Below are 20,302 nucleotides of genomic sequence, written 5' to 3'. Positions count from 1 at the left end.
GGCGAAGCTCAGCCGGGGCGGGACGCCAGGCGCCGCAGCAGCAGCTCCAGCGCGGCGTCCACCGACCCCTGCCGGATCGTGTCACGCCCACCCGACAACCGGAGCGGGAGCGCTTCTGTTCCCGGCGGTCCGGCCAGGGCCACGTACACGGTGCCGACCGGCTGCCCGTCCTGCGGCTCGGGCCCGGCCACGCCGGTGGTGGCCAGCGCCCAGTCGGCGCCGAGCAGCCGGCGGACGCCCTCGGCCATCTGCCGGGCCACCACGGGGTGGACCGGGCCGTACACGTCCAGCAGGCCCTCGTCGACGCCGAGCAGGGCGGACTTGAGGTCGGTGGCGTACGCGGTGACCGAGCCCCGGAAGACCGCGGAGGCCCCGGGGACGCCGACCAGGGCGGCGGCCAGCAGCCCGCCGGTGAGGGACTCGGCGACGGCCAGGGTGGCGCCGTCGGCCCGCAGCGCGGCCAGCGCCCGGGCCGCCGCCGCGGTACCGGGCTCACCCACCGCGGTGCCGGGCTCACCCACCGCGGCGCTCCCGGGCGATGCCCTCGCGGCGCAGCCGGACGGCCTGGAGCAGGTAGTCGAGGCCGGTGGCCAGGGTGAGGAGGACCGCGACGCCCATCATCACGGCCCGGGCGGTGGCCAGCGGCCCGGTGAGCACCAGGACGTACATGCCGACCGCGGTGCCCTGGGCGAGCGTCTTGACCTTGCCGCCGCGGCTGGCCGGGATGACGGCGTAGCGGATCACCCAGAACCGCATCAGGGTGATGCCGATCTCCCGGGCCAGGATGACCACGGTGATCCACCAGGGCAGGTCGCCGAGCAGGGACAGGCCGATCAGGCCGGTGCCCATGATCGCCTTGTCGGCGATCGGGTCGGCGATCCGGCCGAAGTCGGTGACCAGGCCCTTGCTGCGGGCCAGCGCGCCGTCGAAGACGTCGGTGATCATCGCGATGGCGAAGGCCGCCCAGGCGAGGGCCCGCCACTTCGGGTCGTGGCCGCCGTCGGCGAACAGCAGCGCGGCGAAGACCGGGACGAGCACCAGCCGGAACATGGTCAGCACGTTGGCGATGTTCCACACGCCGGGCTGCGGCGGGACGGCCGCCGGGGTCGGCCGGGTGGCGGCCGGGGCGCCCGGCCCCTTCGTCATACGTCGGCTCCGGCGAGCTGCTGGACCTCGACGGCCCCGACGGCCTCGGCGGCCTCGGCGACCAGGTCGACGCCCTCGGTGCCGGTCACCGTGGCCCGGTAGAACCGGCCGACCACCGCGTCCTGGACGCCGAGCAGGGTGGTCAGGCCGTCGGTCTCCGGGGCCTGGTGGGCGGCCCGGCCCTCGACCACCCCGTCCTCGACCGACTCGACCAGCACGGTCACCTCGCTGCCGACCCGCTGTTCGGCGCGCTGCGCGGTGAGCTCCTCGGCGAGCTTGGAGAGCCGGGCGACGCGGTCATCGACGACGTCCTGGTCGAGCTTGCCGTCGTAGCCGGCCGCCTCGGTGCCGTCCTCGTCGGAGTAGCCGAAGACGCCGATGGCGTCGAGGCCGGCGTGGGTGACGAACCGTTCCAGCTCCGCGAAGTCCTCCTCGGTCTCGCCGGGGAAGCCCACGATGAAGTTGGAGCGGGCGCCGGCCCCGGGGGCCTTGGCCCGGATCGTCTCCAGCAGGCCGAGGAACTGCTCGGTGGAGCCGAAGCGGCGCATCCGGCGCAGCACGGCGGGCGCGGAGTGCTGGAAGGACAGGTCGAAGTAGGGCACGACCTTGTCGGTCCCGGTCATCACGTCGATCAGGCCGGGGCGCATCTCGGCGGGCTGGAGGTAGCTGACCCGGACCCGCTCGATGCCCTCGACGGCGGCGATCTCGCTCAGCAGGGTCTCCAGCAGGCGGATGTCGCCGAGGTCCTTGCCGTAGGAGGTGTTGTTCTCGGAGACCAGGACCACCTCGCGCACGCCCTGTCCGGCCAGCCAGACGGCCTCGCCCAGCACGTCGCCGGGGCGGCGGGAGATGAAGGAGCCGCGGAAGGCCGGGATGGCGCAGAACGAGCAGCGGCGGTCGCACCCGGAGGCGAGCTTGATCGAGGCGACCGGGGCGTCGTCCAGCCGCTTGCGCAGGGTGCGCGGGCCGGAGGCGGGGGCCAGGCCGTCGGGGAGGTCCGCGGGGGCGCCGTGGCCGGGCAGCGCGATCTCGGCGGCGGCGGCCTGCCGCTCGACCGGGGTGAGCGGGAGCAGCTTGCGGCGGTCGCGGGGGGTGTGGGCCTCGACGTGGCCGCCGGAGAGGATGGTGTTCAGGCGGGTGGAGATGTCGGCGTAGTCGTCGAAGCCGAGCACGCCGTCGGCTTCGGGGAGGGCGTCGGCGAGTTCCTTGCCGTAGCGCTCGGCCATGCAGCCGACGGCGACCACGGCCTGGGTGCGGCCGTGCCCCTTGAGGTCGTTGGCCTCCAGCAGGGCGTCGACGGAGTCCTTCTTGGCGGCCTCGACGAACCCGCAGGTGTTGACGACGGCGACGTCGGCCTCGCTGGCGTCGTCCACCAGCCGCCAGCCGTCGGCCTCCAGTCGCCCGGCGAGTTCCTCGGAGTCGACCTCGTTGCGGGCGCATCCGAGCGTGACCAGGGCGACAGTGCGGGTTTCAGGCATGACGCCAAGATTAACGCGCGCCCCCCGGTGGAGTTCCCTCCGGAGGGCGCGCGGTTCGCTTCGGCGGGCGGATCGTCCCGGTTCAGCCCGCCTGCGGGTCGCCCGGGGTGTAGGTGAGGTGCACGACCTGGCCGTCCTGACCGGCCGGGCCGAGGTCCTTGCCGTTGACGAACAGGTGGACGGCCCCGGCGTTGCCGATCACCAGGGTGATCTTCTTGGCGTCGGTGAAGGTCTGGTCCTGGCCGGCTTCCAGGTTGTTGGAGTAGAGCGACTTGCCGTTGCCGTCCTTGGCGGTGACCCAGCTCTTGTCCGACCCGGCGACCAGCTTGACGGTGACCTTGTCGGCGGGCGCGGCGGCGATCGCGGCGACGCTGCTCTCGGGGGCCGGCGGCTGCGCGGACGGGGAGGCGGTGGCCGGGGCGGGGACGCCGGAGGGCAGCGGGGCGCTGGCCGCGCCGGGCTGGTCGCCGGCGGAGGACGAGGAGCCGACCAGGTTGTAGCCGATCAGCATGACCACGGCGAGGATCGCCACCACCATCGCGGCGGTCCAGTTCGGCCGGTTGTGGTCCTTGACCTTGATCGGGCCGGAGTCGATCAGCTGGCCGGCGGTCGGCGCGGGCGCCCCGCCGTGCTCGGCGTCGTAGCGGGCGACCAGCGCCTCGCCGTCCAGGCCGACCTCGCGGGCCAGCAGCCGCAGGTGGCCGCGGGCGTAGAAGGCGCCGCCGCAGCGGTCGAAGTCGTCGGACTCGATGGCGTGCACGATCGGCACCCGGATCCTGGTCCGGGTGCTGACCTGGTCGACCGTCAGGCCCGCGTCGATCCGGGCCCTGGCGAGCAGCCGCCCGATGCTCGGCCCGCCGGCGGTACGGCTCGGCTCCTCGGCGGCGGCGGGCGCGGAGGCGTCGGGGGCGGAACTGCGGGGGGACTTGCCGATGGTCACTGGGCACGCCTTTCGAGCGGAGGCCACCTGCTGAAGCACCAGTCTAGGGGTGGGGGCGGAACGTTTCTCAACCGGAGGGGGCCCGAACGTGCCACAGTCTCGCAGCAGAACTTGACGGGCGGTCACCGCGGTCTCCGGTCGTGCGGCCGCCCGCCGCCTACCCCCGGAGGGTCACCAGTACACCGTCCAGTTCGTCCGGCTTGACCAGCACGTCGCGGGCCTTGGAGCCCTCGCTGGGGCCGACGATGCCGCGGGACTCCATCAGGTCCATCAGCCGGCCCGCCTTGGCGAAGCCGACCCGCAGCTTGCGCTGGAGCATCGAGGTCGAGCCGAACTGGGTGGTGACGACCAGCTCGGCGGCCTGGATCAGCAGGTCGAGGTCGTCGCCGATCTCCTCGTCGATCTCCTTCTTGGGGCCGCCGCCGACCACCACGTCGTCGCGGTAGCGGGCGGCCAGCTGGTCCTTGCAGTGCTGGACGATCTTGGCGATCTCCGCCTCGGTGACGAAGGCGCCCTGCATCCGGACCGGCTTGGAGGCGCCCATCGGCAGGAACAGCGCGTCGCCCTTGCCGATCAGCTTCTCCGCGCCGGGCTGGTCGAGGATGACCCGGGAGTCGGCCATCGCCGAGGTGGCGAAGGCCAGCCGGGACGGCACGTTGGCCTTGATCAGGCCGGTGACCACGTCCACCGAGGGGCGCTGGGTGGCCAGCACCAGGTGGATGCCGGCGGCGCGGGCGAGCTGGGTGATCCGGACCACCGAGTCCTCGACGTCGCGCGGGGCGACCATCATCAGGTCGGCCAGCTCGTCGACGATCACCAGCAGGTACGGGTAGGGCGACAGCTCGCGCTCGCTGCCGAGCGGCGGCTGCACGGTGCCGGCCCGGACGGCGGCGTTGAAGTCGTCGACGTGCCGGAAGCCGTAGGCCGCCAGGTCGTCGTAGCGCATGTCCATCTCGCGCACCACCCACTGGAGCGCCTCGGCGGCCTTCTTCGGGTTGGTGATGATCGGCGTGATCAGGTGCGGGATGCCCTCGTACGCGGTCAGCTCGACCCGCTTGGGGTCGACCAGCACCATCCGGACCTCGTCGGGGGTGGCGCGCACCAGCACCGAGGTGATCAGGCAGTTGATGCAGGAGGACTTGCCCGCGCCGGTGGCGCCGGCCACCAGGACGTGCGGCATCTTCGCCAGGTTGGCCATCACGGTGTGGCCCTCGACGTCCTTGCCCATGCCGACCACCATCGGGTGGGTGTCCTCGGCGGCGGTGCGCGAGCGCAGCAGGTCGCCGAGGGTGACCATCTCCCGGTCCCGGTTCGGGATCTCCACGCCGACCGCGGACTTGCCGGGGATCGGCGAGATGATCCGCACGTCGGGGGTGGCCACCGCGTAGGCGATGTTCTTCGCCAGCGCGGTGATCCGCTCGACCTTCACGGCGGGGCCGAGCTCGACCTCGTAGCGGGTCACCGTCGGGCCGCGGGTGAAGCCGGTGACCCGCGCGTCGACCTTGAACTCGGCGAACACGCCGCTGAGTTGGGCCACCACGTCGTCGTTGGTCTGGGACCGGGCCTTGGCCGGGGCGCCGCGCTCCAGCAGGTCCAGCGGGGGCAGCGCGTAGGTGACGTCGCCGGAGAGCCGGAGCTGCTCCATCCGGGCCGGGGCGGCGCCGTGGCCCTCGGGGGCGGCCGGGGCGCCGGGGGCGGCCGCCGGGGCGTCCGCGGCCCGGGCGGCGGGCACCTCGGGCGTCCAGGGCTCCTCCGGGGGCGCGGTGTTGTCCTTGACCTGGCCGATCATGCTGGCCACCGCGGGCGAGCCGGGCACCCCGTACAGCAGCGCGCCGTCCAGGTCGGCGGCGACCCCGGCCGCGATGTCCCGGGTCTGGTACGGGTCCTTCTCCAGCGGGAGCGGCTCGGTGGGCTCCAGGCCACCGTCGCCCTCGCCCTTGCGGCGGCGGCGCCGGCGGCGGGCGGAGAGCTCGTCGCTCTCGACGGTGATCGGCAGCGCGTCCGGGTCGGCGTCCTCGGGCGGGGCGGTGGAGTAGGCCCGCTCGGCGTCGGACGCCCCGGCCTCCTCCGGGTCGCCGGGCAGCGGCTCGACCACGCCCAGGCGCACGCCGAGCAGCCGCAGCCGCTCGGGGATGCGGTTGACGGGCGTGGCGGTGACCACCAGCAGGCCGAAGAAGGCGACCAGCAGCAGCAGCGGGACGGCCAGCGGCGGGCCGGCCGCGGCCATCATCGGGGTGGACGCGGCCCAGCCGATCAGCCCGCCGGCCTGCCGGATCCTCGTGGCTCCGGCGCCCATCGCGGGCGCGCCGCAGCCGATGTGCACCAGGCCCAGGACGCCGACCACCAGGGTGCTCAGGCCGATCGCGATCCGGCCGTTGGCCTCGGGGAGCTCGGGGTGGCGCATCAGCCGGACGGCGAGCGCGCCGAACAGGAACGGCACCAGCACGTCGAGCCGGCCGAACAGGCCGGAGACCACGTTGGTGGCGGCCTCCCCGAGCCAGCCCTGCGGGCTGAACCACGTCCCGGCGGCGGTCACCAGGGCCAGCGCCAGCAGCAGCAGCGCCACGCCGTCCTTGCGGTGCTCGGGGTGCAGGTTTCGGGCGCCGTGGCCGAAGCCGCGGAACAGCGCGCCCACCGGGTGCGCCAGGCCCAGCCAGAGGGCGCGGAGGGCGCGGAAGAGTATCGGCCGCCTCGGCGGGGCCGGCGGGGGCGGCGGCGCGGCCGGGGCCCGCCGGGCCGGGGCGGCCTTCTTCGCCGGGGACTTCCTGGCGGGCGCCTTGGCCGCGGCGGCCTTGGCGGGCGCCTTCTTGGCCGGCGCGCCCTTGGCCGGCCCGGGCTTGCTGGTGCGTGCGGCGCTTCCGGGCGTTCGTGTGGCCATGGGGGGCAGCCTACCGGCGCGCCCGGGCCGGGGACATGCGCGGGCGCACTTCGGCGGGTTGTGTCGCCGACGCGCCGTCAGCCGCCCGGGAACCACCCGGACGGGCGACGCCGACGTCCCGTCAGGGGGAGCCGGGGCGCAGCGCGTCGAGCGCCCCGCGCAGGCCGGCGATCTTCCGCTCCAGGTGCGCGGCGGTGGCGGCGGCGCCGCCGTCCGGGCCCGCGTCGAGCTGCTTGGTGAGCGCCTCGGCCTGCTCCTCGACGGCGGCCAGCCGGGCCGACAGCTCGCCGAGCAGCGCCCCGCCGATGGCCGGCTCCCCGCCTGCCTCCAGTTGCAGGCGCAGCAGCGCGGCCTGCTCCTTGAGCTGGGTGTTCTTCTGGTACAGGTCGACGAAGACGGAGACCTTGGCCCGCAGCACCCACGGGTCGAAGGGCTTGGAGATGTAGTCGACCGCGCCGGCCGCGTAGCCCCGGAAGGTGTGGTGCGGTCCGTGGTTGATCGCGGTCAGGAAGATGATCGGGATGTCCCTGGTCCGCTCGCGGCGCTTGATGTGCGCCGCGGTCTCGAACCCGTCCATGCCGGGCATCTGGACGTCCAGCAGGATCACCGCGAAGTCGTCGGTGAGCAGAGCTTTGAGCGCTTCCTCGCCGGAGGAGGCGCGCACCAGGGTCTGGTCGAGCGCGGAGAGGATCGCCTCCAGGGCGAGCAGGTTCTCCGGACGGTCGTCGACCAGGAGGATCTTCGCCTTCTGCACCAGGACCCGCCCTCCTGCCGGTTGTTTCCCGTGGGCCGGCACCTTCGTGCCGCCCATCACTGCCCCGGTCATGCTAGCCGTACCCCCTCGCCTGCCACAGGCCCGGTGCCGGGCGTCACCGTACGGTCACTGTTGGCAACGACGGGTGACCCTACCGGGTTCCCGCCCGCGGGGGCCAGCCGGAGCGGCCCCCGCGGGCGGCGGTCACCTGACAGGCAGGTGCTGGCGCATCACCGCCAGCAGGTGGTCGGTCTCCACCGGCTTGGTGATGTGGTCGGTGGCGCCCGCCTGGAGGCTCTTCTCGCGGTCGCCCTTCATCGCCTTGGCGGTCAGCGCGATGATCGGCAGACCGGAGAACCGGGGCATCCGGCGGATCTGCTCGGTGGTCGCGTAGCCGTCCAGCTCGGGCATCATGATGTCCATCAGCACCAGGGCGACGTCCTCGTGCTGCTCCAGCATCTCGATGCCCTCGCGGCCGTTCTCGGCGTACAGCACGGTCAGGCCGTACTGCTCCAGCACGCTGGTGAGGGCGAACACGTTGCGGATGTCGTCGTCGACGATCAGCACCCGCTCGCCGTCGAAGCGCGGCGGGGCGGCGGCGGGGCGGGACGGCTCGCCCTGGCGCGGGACGGTCTCCTCGGCGGGGCGGGGGGCGTCGGCGGGGCGTCGGCGCTCGACGGTGGAGCGGCGGCGCTCCTCGACCAGGCCGCGAGCCTCCTGGGTCCACTGCTCGGCGGGGGTGCGGGGGGCTTCGAGGGCGCGCGGGGCGCCGCCGCGCTCCAGGGTGACCGGCTCGGGGCCCTCGCTGCGCAGCGGCAGGTAGAGGGTGAAGGCGGAGCCGCGGCCCAGCTCGCTCTCGACGTGGATCTCGCCGCCGAGCAGCCGGGCGATCTCCCGGCTGATCGACAGGCCCAGGCCGGTGCCGCCGTACTTGCGGCTGGTGCCGCCGTCGGCCTGCTTGAACGCCTCGAAGATCTCCCGGAGCTTGTTGCCGGGGATGCCGATGCCGGTGTCGGAGACCGAGAAGGCGATCAGCGGCTCGTCCGGGTCGGCCATGGTGCCGGACTCCAGCAGCTGCTCGCGCACGTGCTGCGGGATCTCCTGGCCGGCCACCGGGCGGATCATCAGCTCGACCGCGCCGGCGTCGGTGAACTTCACCGCGTTGGACAGCAGGTTGCGCAGCACCTGCTGGAGGCGCTGCTCGTCGGTGTGCAGGGTGACCGGCAGGTCCGGGGAGACCCGGACCGCGAAGTCCAGGTTCTTCTCGGCGGCCAGCGGCCGGAACGCGGCCTCCACGTAGTCGACCAGCTGGACGAGCGCGATCCGGGCCGGGCGGACGTCCATCTTGCCCGCCTCGACCTTGGACAGGTCGAGGATGTCGTTGATCAGCTGGAGCAGGTCGCTGCCCGCGCCGTGGATGGTCTCGGCGAACTCGACCTGCTTGGCCGACAGGTTGCCCTCGTTGTTGTCGGAGAGCAGCTTGGCCAGGATCAGCAGCGAGTTGAGCGGGGTGCGCAGCTCGTGCGACATGTTGGCGAGGAACTCGCTCTTGTAGCGGGAGGCCAGGGCGAGCTGCTCGGCGCGCTCCTCCAGGATCTGCCGGGCCTCCTCGATCTCGCTGTTCTTGATCTCGATGTCGCGGTTCTGCTGGGCGAGTTGCTCGGCCTTCTCCTGCAACTCCTCGTTGGTGCGCTCCAGTTCCTCTTGGCGGGCCTCCAACTCGGCGGATCGCATCGAGAGTTCGGCGGTCAGCCGCTGGGACTCCAGCAGCAGGCCCTCGGTCTTGGTGTTGACCGAGATGGTGTTGACGGTGACGCCGATCTGGTCGGCGATCTGGTTCAGGAAGTCCAGCGCGACGGTGGTGAAGCTGGAGAAGGTGGCCAGTTCGATCACGCCGAGCAGCCGGCCCTCGAACAGCACCGGCATCACCACCACGTGCGCCGGGGAGGACTCGCCGAGGCCGGAGGAGATCTTCAGGTAGCCGGGCGGGGTCTCCTTGAGCACGATCGGCCGCTTCTCCACGGCGGCCTGCCCGATCAGGCCCTCGCCGAGCCGGAAGGTGGTGGGCATGGTGCGCCGGTGGTAGCCGTAGGAGCCGATCAGGCGCAGCACGATGTCGTTCTCGTCGTCGTCCTCGGTGACGAGTTCGGCGGTGCGCCCGGCGGGCTGGGCGAGGAAGAAGGCGCCGTGCTGGGCGGAGACCACCGGGGTCAGCTCGCTCATGATCAGCGAGGCGACGGCGGACAGGTCGCGGCGGCCCTGGAGCAGGCCGGACATCCGGGCCAGGTTGGACTTGAGCCAGTCCTGCTCCTTGTTGGTCCGGGTGGTCTCGCGCAGGTTGGCGATCATCTGGTTGATGTTGTCCTTGAGCTCGTCGAGCTCGCCGGACGCGTCCACGTTGATCCGGGGCGACAGGTCGCCCCGGGTGACGGCGGTGGCGACCTGGGCGATCGCGCGCACCTGCCGGGTCAGGTTGTTGGCCAGCTCGTTCACCGACTCGGTGAGGTCCTGCCAGGTGCCGGCCACGCCGGGGACGCGGGCCTGGCCGCCGAGCCGGCCGTCGGTGCCGACCTCGCGGGCCACCCGGGTGACCTCGTCGGCGAACGCGCCGAGCTGGTCGACCATGGTGTTGATGCTGGTCTTGAGCTCCAGGATCTCGCCGCGGGCGTCGACGTCGATCTTCTGCGAGAGGTCGCCGCGGGCCACCGCGGTGATCACCAGGGCGATGTTGCGGACCTGGCCGGTGAGGTTGTTGGCCATCAGGTTGACGTTCTCGGTCAGGTCCTTCCAGATCCCGGCCACGCCCGGGACGCCGGCCTGGCCGCCCAGGATGCCGTCGGTGCCCACCTCGCGGGCGACGCGGGTGACTTCGACGGCGAAGGCCGACAGCTGGTCGACCATGGTGTTCAGGGTGCCGGCCAGCGCGGCGACCTCGCCGGCCGCGTCGATGGCGATCTTCTTGGACAGGTCGCCGCGGGCCACCGCGGAGGCGACCTCGGCGATGTTGCGGACCTGGCTGGTCAGGTTGGACGCCATCAGGTTGACGTTGTCGGTCAGGTCGCGCCAGATGCCGGAGACGCCGGAGACCCGGGCCTGGCCGCCCAGGATGCCGTCGGTGCCGACCTCGCGGGCGACGCGGGTGACCTCGTCGGCGAACGCGGACAGCTGCTCGACCATGGTGTTGACGGTGGTGACGAGCTCGCGGATCTCGCCCTTCGCGTCGACGGTGATCTTCTTGGAGACGTCGCCGCGGGCCACCGCGGTGGTCACCTCGGCGATCGAACGCACCTGGCTGGTCAGGTTGTTGGCCATCAGGTTCACCGAGTTGGTGAGGTCCTTCCAGGTGCCGGAGACCCCGGGCACGCTGGCCTGGCCGCCCAGGATGCCCTCGGTGCCGACGTCCCGGGCGACCCGGGTCACCTCGTCGGCGAACGAGGAGAGCTGGTCGACCATGGTGTTGATGGTGTTCGTCAGCTCCAGGATCTCGCCCCGGGCGTCCACCTGGATCTTCTGCGACAGGTCGCCCCTGGCGACCGCGGTGGTGACCTGCGCGATGTTGCGGACCTGGCTGGTCAGGTTGTTCGCCATCGAGTTGACGTTCTCGGTCAGGTCCTTCCAGACGCCGGCCACCCCCGGCACCTGGGCCTGCCCGCCGAGGATGCCCTCGGTGCCCACCGCGCGCGCCACCCGGGTCACCTGCTCGGCGAACCCGGACAGCTGGTCGACCATCGTGTTGATGGTGTTCTTCAGCTCCAGGATCTCGCCCCGGGCGTCGACCTCGATCTTGCGCGACAGGTCGCCCTTGGCGACCGCGGTGGTCACCTCGGCGATGTTGCGGACCTGCGCGGTCAGGTTGGCGGCCATGAAGTTCACCGAGTCGGTGAGGTCGCGCCACACGCCGGCCACGCCCGACACCTGCGCCTGGCCGCCGAGCCGGCCCTCGGTGCCCACGTCGCGGGCCACCGTGGTGACCTGCGCGGCGAACGAGTTGAGCTGGTCCACCATGGTGTTGACGGTGTTCTTCAGCTCCAGCATCTCGCCGTCGACGTCGACGGTGACCTTGCGCGACAGGTCGCCGCGGGCCACCGCGGTGGTCACCTCGGCGATGTTGCGCACCTGCGCGGTCAGCCGGCCCGCCATGGTGTTGACCGAGTCCGACAGGTCCTTCCAGGAGCCGGAGACGCTGCGCACCCGGGCCTGGCCGCCGAGCTTGCCCTCGGTGCCGACCTCGATCGCCACCCGGGTCACCTCGTCGGTGAACTCCGACAGCTGGTCGACCAGGCCGTTGACCGTCCGGCCGACCTTCAGGAACTCGCCGCGCAGCGGGTAGCTCGCCCCGGTGGTGTGCAGCGAGCGCAGCTCCATGGTCTGGGTCAAGTCGCCCTCGGCGATCGAGGACAGCACCCGGCCGACCTCGGCCATCGGCCGGGCCAGGTCGTCGATCAGCGCGTTGCAGTTGTCCACGGCCGCCATCCAGGCGCCCTCGCCGACCCCGGTCTCCAGCCGCTCCGAGAGCCGGCCCTCGCGGCCCACCGCCCGCCGCACCCGGGCCAGTTCACCGGTGAGGTGCTGGTTGCGCTCGGCGACCTCGTTGAACACCGCGGCGATCTCGGCCAGCAGGCCGTCGCCCGGGAAGGTCAGCCGGCGCCGGAAGTTGCCGTCGCGCATCGCGGTCAGCGCGGTCAGCAGCTTGCGCAGCTCCGCGGGCTCCGCGCCGCGCCCCGGCCCCGGGCGCCGCCCGCCGCCGGCCCGCGACGGCGGCACCGGGCGGGCGCCGCGCGCAGCGGCGGTCGTCGTACCGGACACGTCCTTGGTCGCCGAACTCAACGGGGCCCTCCCAGGTCCTGACTCGGTTCACCGCCGCGGGAGGATCGGCGTCCGGCCGGTCGGCTCCCGCGCCGTCCCTGTCGACCGTACTGCGGCGGTGACGGCACGCGGACCCCCCAGTGTGGCAGCACCGGCAGCCGGTGTCGGACCGGTTGCCCGGGGTTTTCCCGGCGAGCAGGGAAAGTGGTGAACGAAATCACCCCCAGGTGCCTGTTTCGACGCCCCGGCCCCGCTGGGTACCAACCGGAAAGTAGGGTGGAGGGCCGCACCGGGCCGAGGCGACGCCGCCCCGCGCCCGCAGTACCGCCCGAACCGTCCGCCCGGACCGTCCGCCGGACCAGCAGCAGAGGAGCCGTGGCCGTGGTCACCGCGCGCGCAGCCGCCACCTTCGAACCGGTCGACCGGTCGGCCGCCGCGGCCCGCGGCTTCGTCCGGGACGCCCTGCTCGGCTGGGGCGTGCCCGAGGTGGTGGACGACGCCGTGGTGCTGGTCAGCGAGCTGGTCACGAACGCCGTGGTGCACGCCGGGACGGCCGCCGAGGTGGCCTGCCTGCGCGAGGAGGACACCGTCCGGATCGAGGTCAGCGACCGGCACCCGGAGCGCGGCCTGCCCTCCTTCGCCAATGTGACGATGAACTCGCAGCGCTACGCCGACCCGGACGGCGAGGGCGGCCGCGGCCTGCTGATGTGCTCGGCGCTGTCCAGCAGCTGGGGTGTGGAGTACGCGGCCGGCCGCAAGACCGTCTGGTTCCGGCTCGCCCTGCCCGAGCAGCGGCCCGGCACCCGGTACGCGCTGCCCAGCCTGCCCGGCGGCGAGCTGCCGACCACGGACGGCCCGGTCCGGGTCGCCGTGGTGCAGCTCGACGACCACGGGCGGGTCCGGCACTGGAACGCCGACGCCGAGACGCTCTTCCACCGGCCGGCGGACGCCGTGTTCGGCCGCCCCTGGGCCGAACTGGCCGTCTGGCCGCAGACCCCCGGCCTCGGCCTTGGCGACACCCTGCGGCTGGCCCGCTGGGAGGGCTCGTACGCGGTGCGCGGCGGCGACGGCGCGGTGCAGGAGGTGTACGGCACCCACGTGCGGCTGCGCGACAGCCAGGGCACCCCGACCGTGCTGTGCGTGCTGGTCCGGGAGGCCGACCGCGCGGTGCTGCGCAGCCCCGGCACCCCCGGGGCCGCCGTGGAGAGCGCCGGCACCGCCGTCGAGCCGCTGGACCTGCTGGTCGGCCCGGTCTCCCCCGACGACCTGTCCAGCCTGCTGCAGCGGATCGTCGAGCGGGCCCGCGACCTGCTCGACGCCGACGCCTCCTACCTGCTGCTCACCAGCGAGGACGAGACCGAGTTCGAACTGCGCGCCGCCACCGGCCTGGCCGGCCCGGCCCGCCGCTTCTCCCGGCTGCCGATCGACGCCGGGGCCGGCCGCTTCGACTCGGCCCGGCTGCCCGCCGTCCACGAGGACCTCGCGGTCCGCCCCACCGGCGCCGCCCCGCTGCTCGACGGCACCGACCTGCGCTCGCTGATCACCGTCCCGCTCAAGGTCGAGGGCCGACTGACCGGTTCGCTCGGGGTGGCCGCGGCCGCCCCCGGCCGCTACGACAACGAGGACGCACTGCGCCTGCAGTTCGCCGCCGACCGGATCGCGCTGGCCCTGGAGAGCGCCCGGCTCGGCGAGCTGGAGCGGCTGCGGCGCGGCTCGCTGTCCTTCCTGGTGGAGGCCTCCGACCTGCTCGCGGGCACCCTGGAGCACGAGCAGACGCTCGCCCTGATGGCGCAGATGGCCGTCCCCACCCTCTCCTCCTGGTGCGCCGTCTACACCACCGGCACGGACGCCGCGGCCGGCGCCGAACTCGCCTTCGTGCTGCACGAGGACGAGGACCGGATCGACGCGCTGCGCGCCCTGCTCGACAAGTCCCCCGCCCCGGAGGCGGTGCCCAGCCCGGGCGCCCGCCCGTGGTCCGCGCCCGCCGAGACCGCCCGGGCCCTCGGCCACCCGGTCGGGCCGGAGCTGGGCGAGACGGTGGTGATGCCGCTGTCCGCCCGCAACCGCGTGATCGGCCTGCTGGTGCTCGGCACCCGGCACGGCGTCCGGTTCCGCCAGGAGATCCTGGAGCTCGGCGAGGACCTCTCCCGCCGGGCCGCCCTGGCGCTGGACAACTCGCGCCTGTACTCGGAGCGCACCGCGATCAGCCAGGCGTTCCAGCGCGCCCTGCTGCCGCCGGAGCTGCCGAAGATCCCCGGCGTCGAGGTGGAGGTCTTCTACCAGGCCGCGGGCGAGGGCAACGAGGTCGGCGGCGACTTCTACGACCTGTTCCCGATCCGCGAGGGCACCTACGGCTTCGCCATCGGCGACGTCTGCGGCACCGGCCCCGAGGCCGCCTCGGTCACCGGCCTGGCCCGCAACTCGCTGCGCCTGCTGGCCCGCGAGGGCCTCGACGCCCCGCAGGTGCTCACCCGGCTGAACGCCGCGATCCTGGACGAGGGCAGCCGGGCCCGCTTCCTCACCCTGCTCTACGGCGAGCTGACGCCCCGCGAGGACGGCTCGACCGTCCTGTCGCTGGTCTGCGCCGGCCACCCGCTGCCGCTGCGGCTGCGCACCGACGGGCAGGTCGACCAGGCCGCCTCGCCGCAGCCGCTGCTCGGCGTGATGGACGAACTCGACCTCGTCGCCGAGGAGTTGATCCTCGCCCCGGGCGAGGTGCTGCTGTGCGTGACGGACGGCGTGACCGAGCGCCGGGAGGGCCGCCGGATGCTCGGCGACGACGGCCTGGCCGAGGTGCTGACCGGCTGCGCGGGCCTGACCGCGGGCGCCGTCGCGGCCCGGGTGCACCGGGCGGTGGAGCGGTTCGCGCCCGAGCCGCCGTCCGACGACATGGCCATCCTGACCCTGCGCATCCCGACCCAGCGGCAGAGCTGACCGATCACCGGTTTTCGAACCGGTTACGGGCCGGTGTCAGAACCGGTCACGGTTTGCTCACACTTGCTCATCCTGCGTGAGGCGCGCGGGTACGGAACCCGGCGGCCGGGTACACCGCAAGCACCGGGGGCTTCCACCCCGGAGGGCACGACCAGCGGCTCGGCCGCCGGTTCTCTCACTCGCCGCAGCCGCCGCACCCTCTCTTCGGTGCGCCCACGACCCGGCACTCGGCACCACCTTCCGCACACCCCACTTTTCACCGTGATCCCGCCATGCCCTGGCGCAGAGTGAAAGGAGCCTCCGGTGAGCAACGAAGCCCCCGGGGCGAACATCCGATCCGCTGACGCGGGTCCGCTCGGTTACCTGGCCCTCGGTCTGACCCTGCTGGCGTACGGCCTGCTCGGCACGGGTGTCCTCAGCGACACCTCGGCCGGCGGCGCCGCCACGCTGGCCAACCTGGTCGGCGGCGTGACGCTGTTCGTCGCCGGCCTCTGGCAGTTCCGCGGCGGCGACCGCTTCAGCGGCACCGCGTTCACCGCCCTGGGCGCCTTCTGGGCGACCTGGGCCGCCGCCGGCCCGGCCGGCAAGAACACCGCGGGCCTGTTCCTGCTGCTGTGGGCGCTGCTGGCGCTCACCCTGACCGCCGCCTCCTGGGGCGCCGGCCTGCTCACCCGCGCGGTGTACGGCCTGCTGACGGTCTCCCTGGTGCTCAGCGCCATCGGAGCCTTCGCCGACGCCTCCGGCTGGGCCAAGGTCGGCGGCTGGGTCGCCGCCGTCGCCGGCCTCGCCGCCTGGTACTCGGCCACCGCCGCCCTGACCGACGGCCGCTGGGGCCGGGTCGCCCTCCCGGTCAGGTAACCACCGCACCGCGCACCACCGCACCGCCGTTCACCCCGGAGCCCGGACGCCACCCCCACGGCGCCCGGGCTCCGGCATGTCCGCAGGTCAACTGCCTCTCCGAAGAAAGGACTTGACAGTCCGACAGACCGCCAGTTCCATAGTGCTAGGAACCTAGATAAATGAGGTTGCGGTGATCGAGTTCCACATCGAGCCCCGGTCCGGCGTCGCCCCCTACCTGCAACTGGTCCACCAGGTGCGGCAGGCGCTGCGGCTGGGCCTGCTGTCCGAGGGGGACCGGCTGCCCAAGGTCAAGGAGGTCGCGGCGAAGGTCGCGATCAACCCCAACACCGTGCTCAAGGCGTACCGCCAGCTGGAGAACGAAGGACTGGTCTCCCCCAAACCGGGCGTCGGCACCTTTGTCACCGGCACCCTCGGCACCCCCGCCGTGTCCGAACACGATCCGTTGCGAAGGGAGTTGCGCCGCTGGCTGACCGCCGCCCGGGCCGCCGGGCTGGACGAGGAGTCCATCGAGGCACTGTTCCGCCAGACCGTCCGAAGCCCCACCGAAGAGGAACGATGACCGCGATCGTCGAAGCCCGGGCGCTGCACAAGCGCTACGGCCGCCGCCCGGCCCTCACCGACTGCACGCTGAGCGTCCCCGCCGGGAGCGTCGTCGGCCTGGTCGGCCCGAACGGCGCCGGCAAGTCCACCCTGCTGCAACTCGCCTGCGGCCTGCTCACCCCCACCAGCGGCAGCATCGAGGTGTTCGGCGCCCCGCCCGGCCGACTCGCCCGGGTCGGCTTCGTCGCCCAGGACACCCCCGTGTACGCCGGGCTCTCCGTCGCCGACCACCTGCGGATGGGCGCGAAGCTCAACCCCCGCTGGGACGCCGCCCTCGCCGCCCGCCGCGTCCGGCAGTTCGGCCTCGACCCCGCGCAGAAGGCCGGCCGCCTCTCCGGCGGCGGGCGCGCCCAGCTCGCCCTCACCCTGGCCGTCGCCAAGCGGCCCGCACTCCTGCTCCTGGACGAACCGGTGGCCGCCCTCGACCCGCTGGCCCGGCGCGTCTTCCTGCAGGGTCTGATGGAGTTCGTCGCCGAGTCCGAACCGCAGACCACCGTGGTGCTCTCCTCCCACCTGCTCTCCGACCTGGAACGGGTCTGCGACCGCCTGGTCGTGCTCGCCGACTCCCGGGTCCGCGCCGAGGGCGGCACCGACGACCTGCTCGCCACCCACTTCCGACTCACCACCACCCGCCGCGGCGCCGACACCCTGCCCGCCGGGATGCACGTCCTGCGGGCCGAACACACCGGGCGCCAGAGCACCTTCACCGTCCGCGCCGAGAGCCCCGTCGACGACCCGTCCTGGGTGATGGAACCGCTCGGCCTGGAGGACCTGGTCCTGCACCTGCTGTCCCACCCGTCCGAACCCGAACCCGAACCCGCCGCCCCCCGCCCCGTCCCGGAGCCGCAACGATGACCTGGCTGACCTGGCGCCAGTACCGCGCCCAGTTCCTGACCGCCGCCGCCCTGCTCGCCGTCACCTCCGGCTACCTGGTGGTGAGCGGGCTCCGGCTGCGCGACGGCCTCCGCGGGCTGCCCGTCGGCTGCGCGGACGGCCGGTGCGTCGACGCGGACCGGCTGCTCCAGAGCCACCAGAGCGCGTACCTGGCCGCCGGCGCGCTCGTCCTGCTCGCCCCCGCGCTGATCGGCGCGTTCTGGGGCGCCCCGCTGATCGCCCGCGAACTGGAGACCGGCACCCACCGGCTGGCCTGGACCCAGAGCGTCCACCGCGGCCGCTGGCTGGCCGGCAGGCTGCTGATCACCACCGCGGCAGCCGTCCTCGTCACCGGACTGCTCAGCCTGCTGGTCACCTGGTACGCCGTCCCCTTCGACCAACGCGACCACGACCGCTTCCACCCGCTGCTGTTCGACCTGCGCGGCCTCGTCCCGCTCGGCTACGCCGCGTTCGCCGTCGCGCTCGGGGCCTGCGCCGGCCTGTTCCTGCGCCGCACCCTCGCCGCGGCGGCCGTCACCCTGGCCGTCTTCGCCGCCGTCCAGGTCCTGGTGCCGCTGGCCGTCCGCCCGCACCTCCAGCAGCCCGTCCACGTACTCACCTCGCTGGGCGCCGTCCCGGTCGGCAGCGCCCGGATGGCGGGCTTCGAAGGCTCCACCCTCGCCCCCGACTCCCGGATGATCGCCGTCCTCGACATCCCCGACGGCTGGGTGCTCACCGGCGCCGCCCCGCAGCCGGTCCGCGACGCGACGGGCCGCGTCCTCACCCTCGGCACCCAGCCCTGCGCGGGCTCCGCCGGCCTCCCCCCGGACCTCGGATGCCTGAAGAAGTCCGACCTGTACGTCGCCGTCGACTACCAGCCGGCCGACCGCTACTGGACGTTCCAACTCGCCGAGACCGGGCTGTACCTCGTCCTGGCCGCCGCCCTCGCCGCCCTCACTGCGTGGGGTCTGCGCCGCCGCGGCTGACGCACCACCCGCCCGCACCCGCCTGCCCGCCCGTACTCGCGGCGGCCGGACCGGCCAGTCCGCTCCGGCCGCCGCTCCCGTCCGCCCCGCACCTCCCGCAATCGCCTGACCCGTTCACCTCGGGTTGCTACTGTCTGCGTGCGGAGGGGAACGGATGGGTCATTGGCTGGTGGGCACGGAGTCCCTCGCCGCATGCCGTTTCGCGCTCTCACCCCTGGTCGAGACGGTCGCCGCGGTCGGCATCCTCGCCGAGATCCGCCCCGAGCCGTGGCGCCGCGGCTGGCTCGCCACCCACCAACCCGCCTTCCGGGCCCACCTCGCGGCCACCCGGCAGCCCGCCCCCCGGCCCAGCGCCCGCCAAGCCTCCGACTGGCCCGGCGAACTGCGCCTGCCCGTCCCCGACCCGGACGCCGACCCCCGGCTGCTCGACCTCACCGGCGCCGACCTGCCACCGGACCTCACCGAACTCCTCGACTGGACGTGGCAGCACGTCGTCCGCCCCGAATGGCCCGCCCGCCTGCGCGCCTTCCGCGCCGACCTCGCCGCCCGCCGCGAACGCGCCGAACGCCACGGCTGGCCCGCCGCCCTCCCCCACCCCGGCCCGCACCACCGCTGGCTCCCCGACGGCCGCCTGCGCCTCACCGCCCCCGACCTCCCGCCGCCCCCGCACCCCTCCCCCGAACTGCTGCTCGTCCCCACCAGCGCCCGCCACGGCTGGCTCTGCCCGGACGAGACGCGCAACCGGCTCGCCCTCGTCTACCCGACCTCGGCCGCCCCCGTCCCCGGCCCGCGCACCCCGCCCGCCAGCCTGGGCCGCCTGCTCGGCAGCGCCCGCGCCGAACTCCTGGCCGGCCTCGACCGCCCGCGCGACACCACCCAGCTGGCCGCCCTCACCGGCCTCGGCCCGGCCGCCGTCGACGACCACCTCACCGTCCTGCTCGACGCCCGCCTGATCGCCGGCACCACCACCGGCCGCTACTACCGCACCGCCCTCGCCGAAGCCCTGCTCTCCGCCCAGCCCGGCTGACCTCCGGCCCTACCGGGCCGCGCTGGGCTCCCGCTCCCCCGGCCCCGCCGTCGCGGCCTGCGGCCCGTCCTCCTCCTTCTGGCGCCACCCCGAGACCGCCGCCTGCACCAGGTACACGGTCAGCAGGATCACCACCGCCACCAGGCCGTCCGCCCAGAAGTGGTTCGCCGTCACCACGACCACCCACACCGTCACCACCGGGTGCAGCACCATCAGCCACCGCCACGGCCCGCGCGCCGCCGAGACCACCGCCACCGCCGCGATCACGCACCACGCCACGTGCACCGAGGGCATCGCCGACAGCTGGTCCGCCACCACCCCCGCGACCGCGCTGCCGTACACCGACTGCCCGTACTGCTCCGCCAGGTCGACGAACCCGTTGCCCGGCAGCATCCGCGGCGGCGCCACCGGGATGAACTGGATCAGCAGGCACACCGCCGTGGTCGCCACCACCGTGGTCCGCACCCACGCGTACCGCGCCCGGTGCCGCAGGAACAGCCAGAGCAGCACCACCAGCATCACGCCGAAGTGCATCGTCGCGTAGTAGTAGTTCGCCCCCTGCACCAGCCACGGATGCCCCACCACCGCCCGCTGCCACGACGCCTCGTCCGGCAGCCCGAACTCCCCCTCCGTCCGGTGGATCCACTCCGCCCGCTCCAACGCGTGGCCGGTGCCCACCAACGACAGGTGCCCCACCACCTGCCACAGCGCGAACAACGCCAGCAGCGTCCCCGCCTCCCGCAGCGCGTCCGCCGCCACCCCCGCCCGACGCCGCCGCACCTCCCCGTCGGCCCGCCGAGCCACCCCTTGCCTGACCGCGAACGCCGCAGCGTACAGCGCCGCGGAGGCACCGGCCGAGGTTTGCCACGTCAACGTCAGGTTCTGCATTGGCGAAGGCTACCCGCCCGTTCCCGGGAACGCGAAAAAGCCCCCTGACATCCCGTCAGGGGGCTTTCCCACAAAGATTGTTCGGCGGCGTCCTACTCTCCCACAGGGTCCCCCCTGCAGTACCATCGGCG

General features: G+C 73.7%; 14 protein-coding genes. 6 read left to right on the top strand and 8 right to left on the bottom strand.

What is annotated here, in order from left to right; genetic code table 11:
- Positions 1–8: 8 nt before the first annotated feature.
- The 7 genes from ACIP60_RS30260 to ACIP60_RS30230 all read right to left on the bottom strand — a co-directional run bounded on the left by ACIP60_RS30260 (position 9) and on the right by ACIP60_RS30230 (position 11,864).
- Entirely contained in the window at positions 9–521 is a 513-nt protein-coding gene (locus ACIP60_RS30260) for a CinA family protein (protein WP_400690285.1), read from the bottom strand.
- Positions 514–1,146, bottom strand: coding sequence for a CDP-diacylglycerol--glycerol-3-phosphate 3-phosphatidyltransferase (gene pgsA, locus ACIP60_RS30255; RefSeq protein WP_400690283.1), 633 nt, complete (start codon positions 1,144–1,146; stop codon positions 514–516). The genes ACIP60_RS30260 and pgsA overlap by 8 nt, the downstream gene beginning before the upstream one ends.
- The gene (rimO, locus tag ACIP60_RS30250) at positions 1,143–2,624 is read right to left on the bottom strand and encodes a 30S ribosomal protein S12 methylthiotransferase RimO (RefSeq protein ID WP_400690280.1); all 1,482 of its coding nucleotides are present in this window, start codon (positions 2,622–2,624) and stop codon (positions 1,143–1,145) included. The genes pgsA and rimO overlap by 4 nt, the downstream gene beginning before the upstream one ends.
- Positions 2,625–2,706: 82 nt before the next feature.
- On the bottom strand, positions 2,707–3,564 hold the full coding sequence (locus ACIP60_RS30245; RefSeq protein WP_400690277.1) for a helix-turn-helix domain-containing protein: 858 nt from the start codon (positions 3,562–3,564) through the stop codon (positions 2,707–2,709).
- A 157-nt stretch (positions 3,565–3,721) separates the two neighbouring features.
- A complete protein-coding gene (locus tag ACIP60_RS30240; RefSeq protein WP_400690274.1) occupies positions 3,722–6,442 on the bottom strand; it encodes a DNA translocase FtsK in 2,721 nt (906 codons plus the stop codon).
- A 121-nt stretch (positions 6,443–6,563) separates the two neighbouring features.
- Entirely contained in the window at positions 6,564–7,199 is a 636-nt protein-coding gene (locus tag ACIP60_RS30235) for a two-component system response regulator (RefSeq protein WP_400690504.1), read from the bottom strand.
- Positions 7,200–7,400: 201 nt separating this feature from the next.
- Entirely contained in the window at positions 7,401–11,864 is a 4,464-nt protein-coding gene (locus ACIP60_RS30230; protein WP_100840724.1) for a HAMP domain-containing protein, read from the bottom strand.
- Positions 11,865–12,278: 414 nt separating this feature from the next.
- On the opposite strand from ACIP60_RS30230, the gene ACIP60_RS30225 reads away from it, so the two are divergent.
- The 6 genes from ACIP60_RS30225 to ACIP60_RS30200 all read left to right on the top strand — a co-directional run bounded on the left by ACIP60_RS30225 (position 12,279) and on the right by ACIP60_RS30200 (position 19,283).
- Complete coding sequence (locus ACIP60_RS30225; RefSeq protein ID WP_400690272.1) at positions 12,279–14,936, top strand: SpoIIE family protein phosphatase; 2,658 nt, start codon at positions 12,279–12,281, stop codon at positions 14,934–14,936.
- Positions 14,937–15,239: 303 nt separating this feature from the next.
- Positions 15,240–15,794, top strand: coding sequence for an acetate uptake transporter (locus ACIP60_RS30220; RefSeq protein ID WP_400690269.1), 555 nt, complete (start codon positions 15,240–15,242; stop codon positions 15,792–15,794).
- Positions 15,795–15,966: 172 nt separating this feature from the next.
- Positions 15,967–16,356 (top strand): GntR family transcriptional regulator, encoded by a 390-nt coding sequence (locus ACIP60_RS30215; protein ID WP_400690267.1) that lies wholly within the window; start codon positions 15,967–15,969, stop codon positions 16,354–16,356.
- The gene (locus tag ACIP60_RS30210) at positions 16,353–17,252 is read left to right on the top strand and encodes an ABC transporter ATP-binding protein (protein ID WP_400690264.1); all 900 of its coding nucleotides are present in this window, start codon (positions 16,353–16,355) and stop codon (positions 17,250–17,252) included. The genes ACIP60_RS30215 and ACIP60_RS30210 overlap by 4 nt, the downstream gene beginning before the upstream one ends.
- Entirely contained in the window at positions 17,249–18,256 is a 1,008-nt protein-coding gene (locus tag ACIP60_RS30205; protein ID WP_400690260.1) for an ABC transporter permease subunit, read from the top strand. Before ACIP60_RS30210 ends, ACIP60_RS30205 begins: the two co-directional genes overlap by 4 nt.
- Positions 18,257–18,425: 169 nt before the next feature.
- A complete protein-coding gene (locus ACIP60_RS30200; RefSeq protein ID WP_400690257.1) occupies positions 18,426–19,283 on the top strand; it encodes a winged helix-turn-helix domain-containing protein in 858 nt (285 codons plus the stop codon).
- Between the two features lie 9 nt (positions 19,284–19,292).
- On the opposite strand, the gene ACIP60_RS30195 is transcribed toward ACIP60_RS30200, so the two are convergent.
- Positions 19,293–20,171 carry a phosphatase PAP2 family protein gene (locus tag ACIP60_RS30195; protein WP_400690254.1) on the bottom strand — a complete coding sequence of 293 codons (879 nt, stop codon included), beginning with the start codon at positions 20,169–20,171 and terminating at the stop codon, positions 19,293–19,295.
- Between the last annotated feature and the right edge of the window lie 131 nt (positions 20,172–20,302).

This window comes from Kitasatospora sp. NPDC088783 (assembly GCF_044750705.1).
In the GTDB taxonomy this organism is placed as follows: Bacteria; Actinomycetota; Actinomycetes; order Streptomycetales; family Streptomycetaceae; genus Kitasatospora; species Kitasatospora fiedleri.
Note: the sequence above shows the minus strand (reverse complement) of the source record. Positions and strands in the feature narration are given on the sequence as shown.

Excerpts from the sequence above, each read along its gene's own strand:
- pgsA (WP_400690283.1), bottom strand. The coding sequence starts at position 1,146 with ATGACGAAGGGGCCGGGCGCCCCGGCCGCCACCCGGCCGACCCCGGCG.
- rimO (WP_400690280.1), bottom strand. The coding sequence starts at position 2,624 with ATGCCTGAAACCCGCACTGTCGCCCTGGTCACGCTCGGATGCGCCCGC.
- ACIP60_RS30240 (WP_400690274.1), bottom strand. The coding sequence starts at position 6,442 with ATGGCCACACGAACGCCCGGAAGCGCCGCACGCACCAGCAAGCCCGGG.
- ACIP60_RS30230 (WP_100840724.1), bottom strand. The coding sequence starts at position 11,864 with ATGCGCGACGGCAACTTCCGGCGCCGGCTGACCTTCCCGGGCGACGGC.
- ACIP60_RS30210 (WP_400690264.1), top strand. The coding sequence starts at position 16,353 with ATGACCGCGATCGTCGAAGCCCGGGCGCTGCACAAGCGCTACGGCCGC.
- ACIP60_RS30205 (WP_400690260.1), top strand. The coding sequence starts at position 17,249 with ATGACCTGGCTGACCTGGCGCCAGTACCGCGCCCAGTTCCTGACCGCC.
- ACIP60_RS30195 (WP_400690254.1), bottom strand. The coding sequence starts at position 20,171 with ATGCAGAACCTGACGTTGACGTGGCAAACCTCGGCCGGTGCCTCCGCG.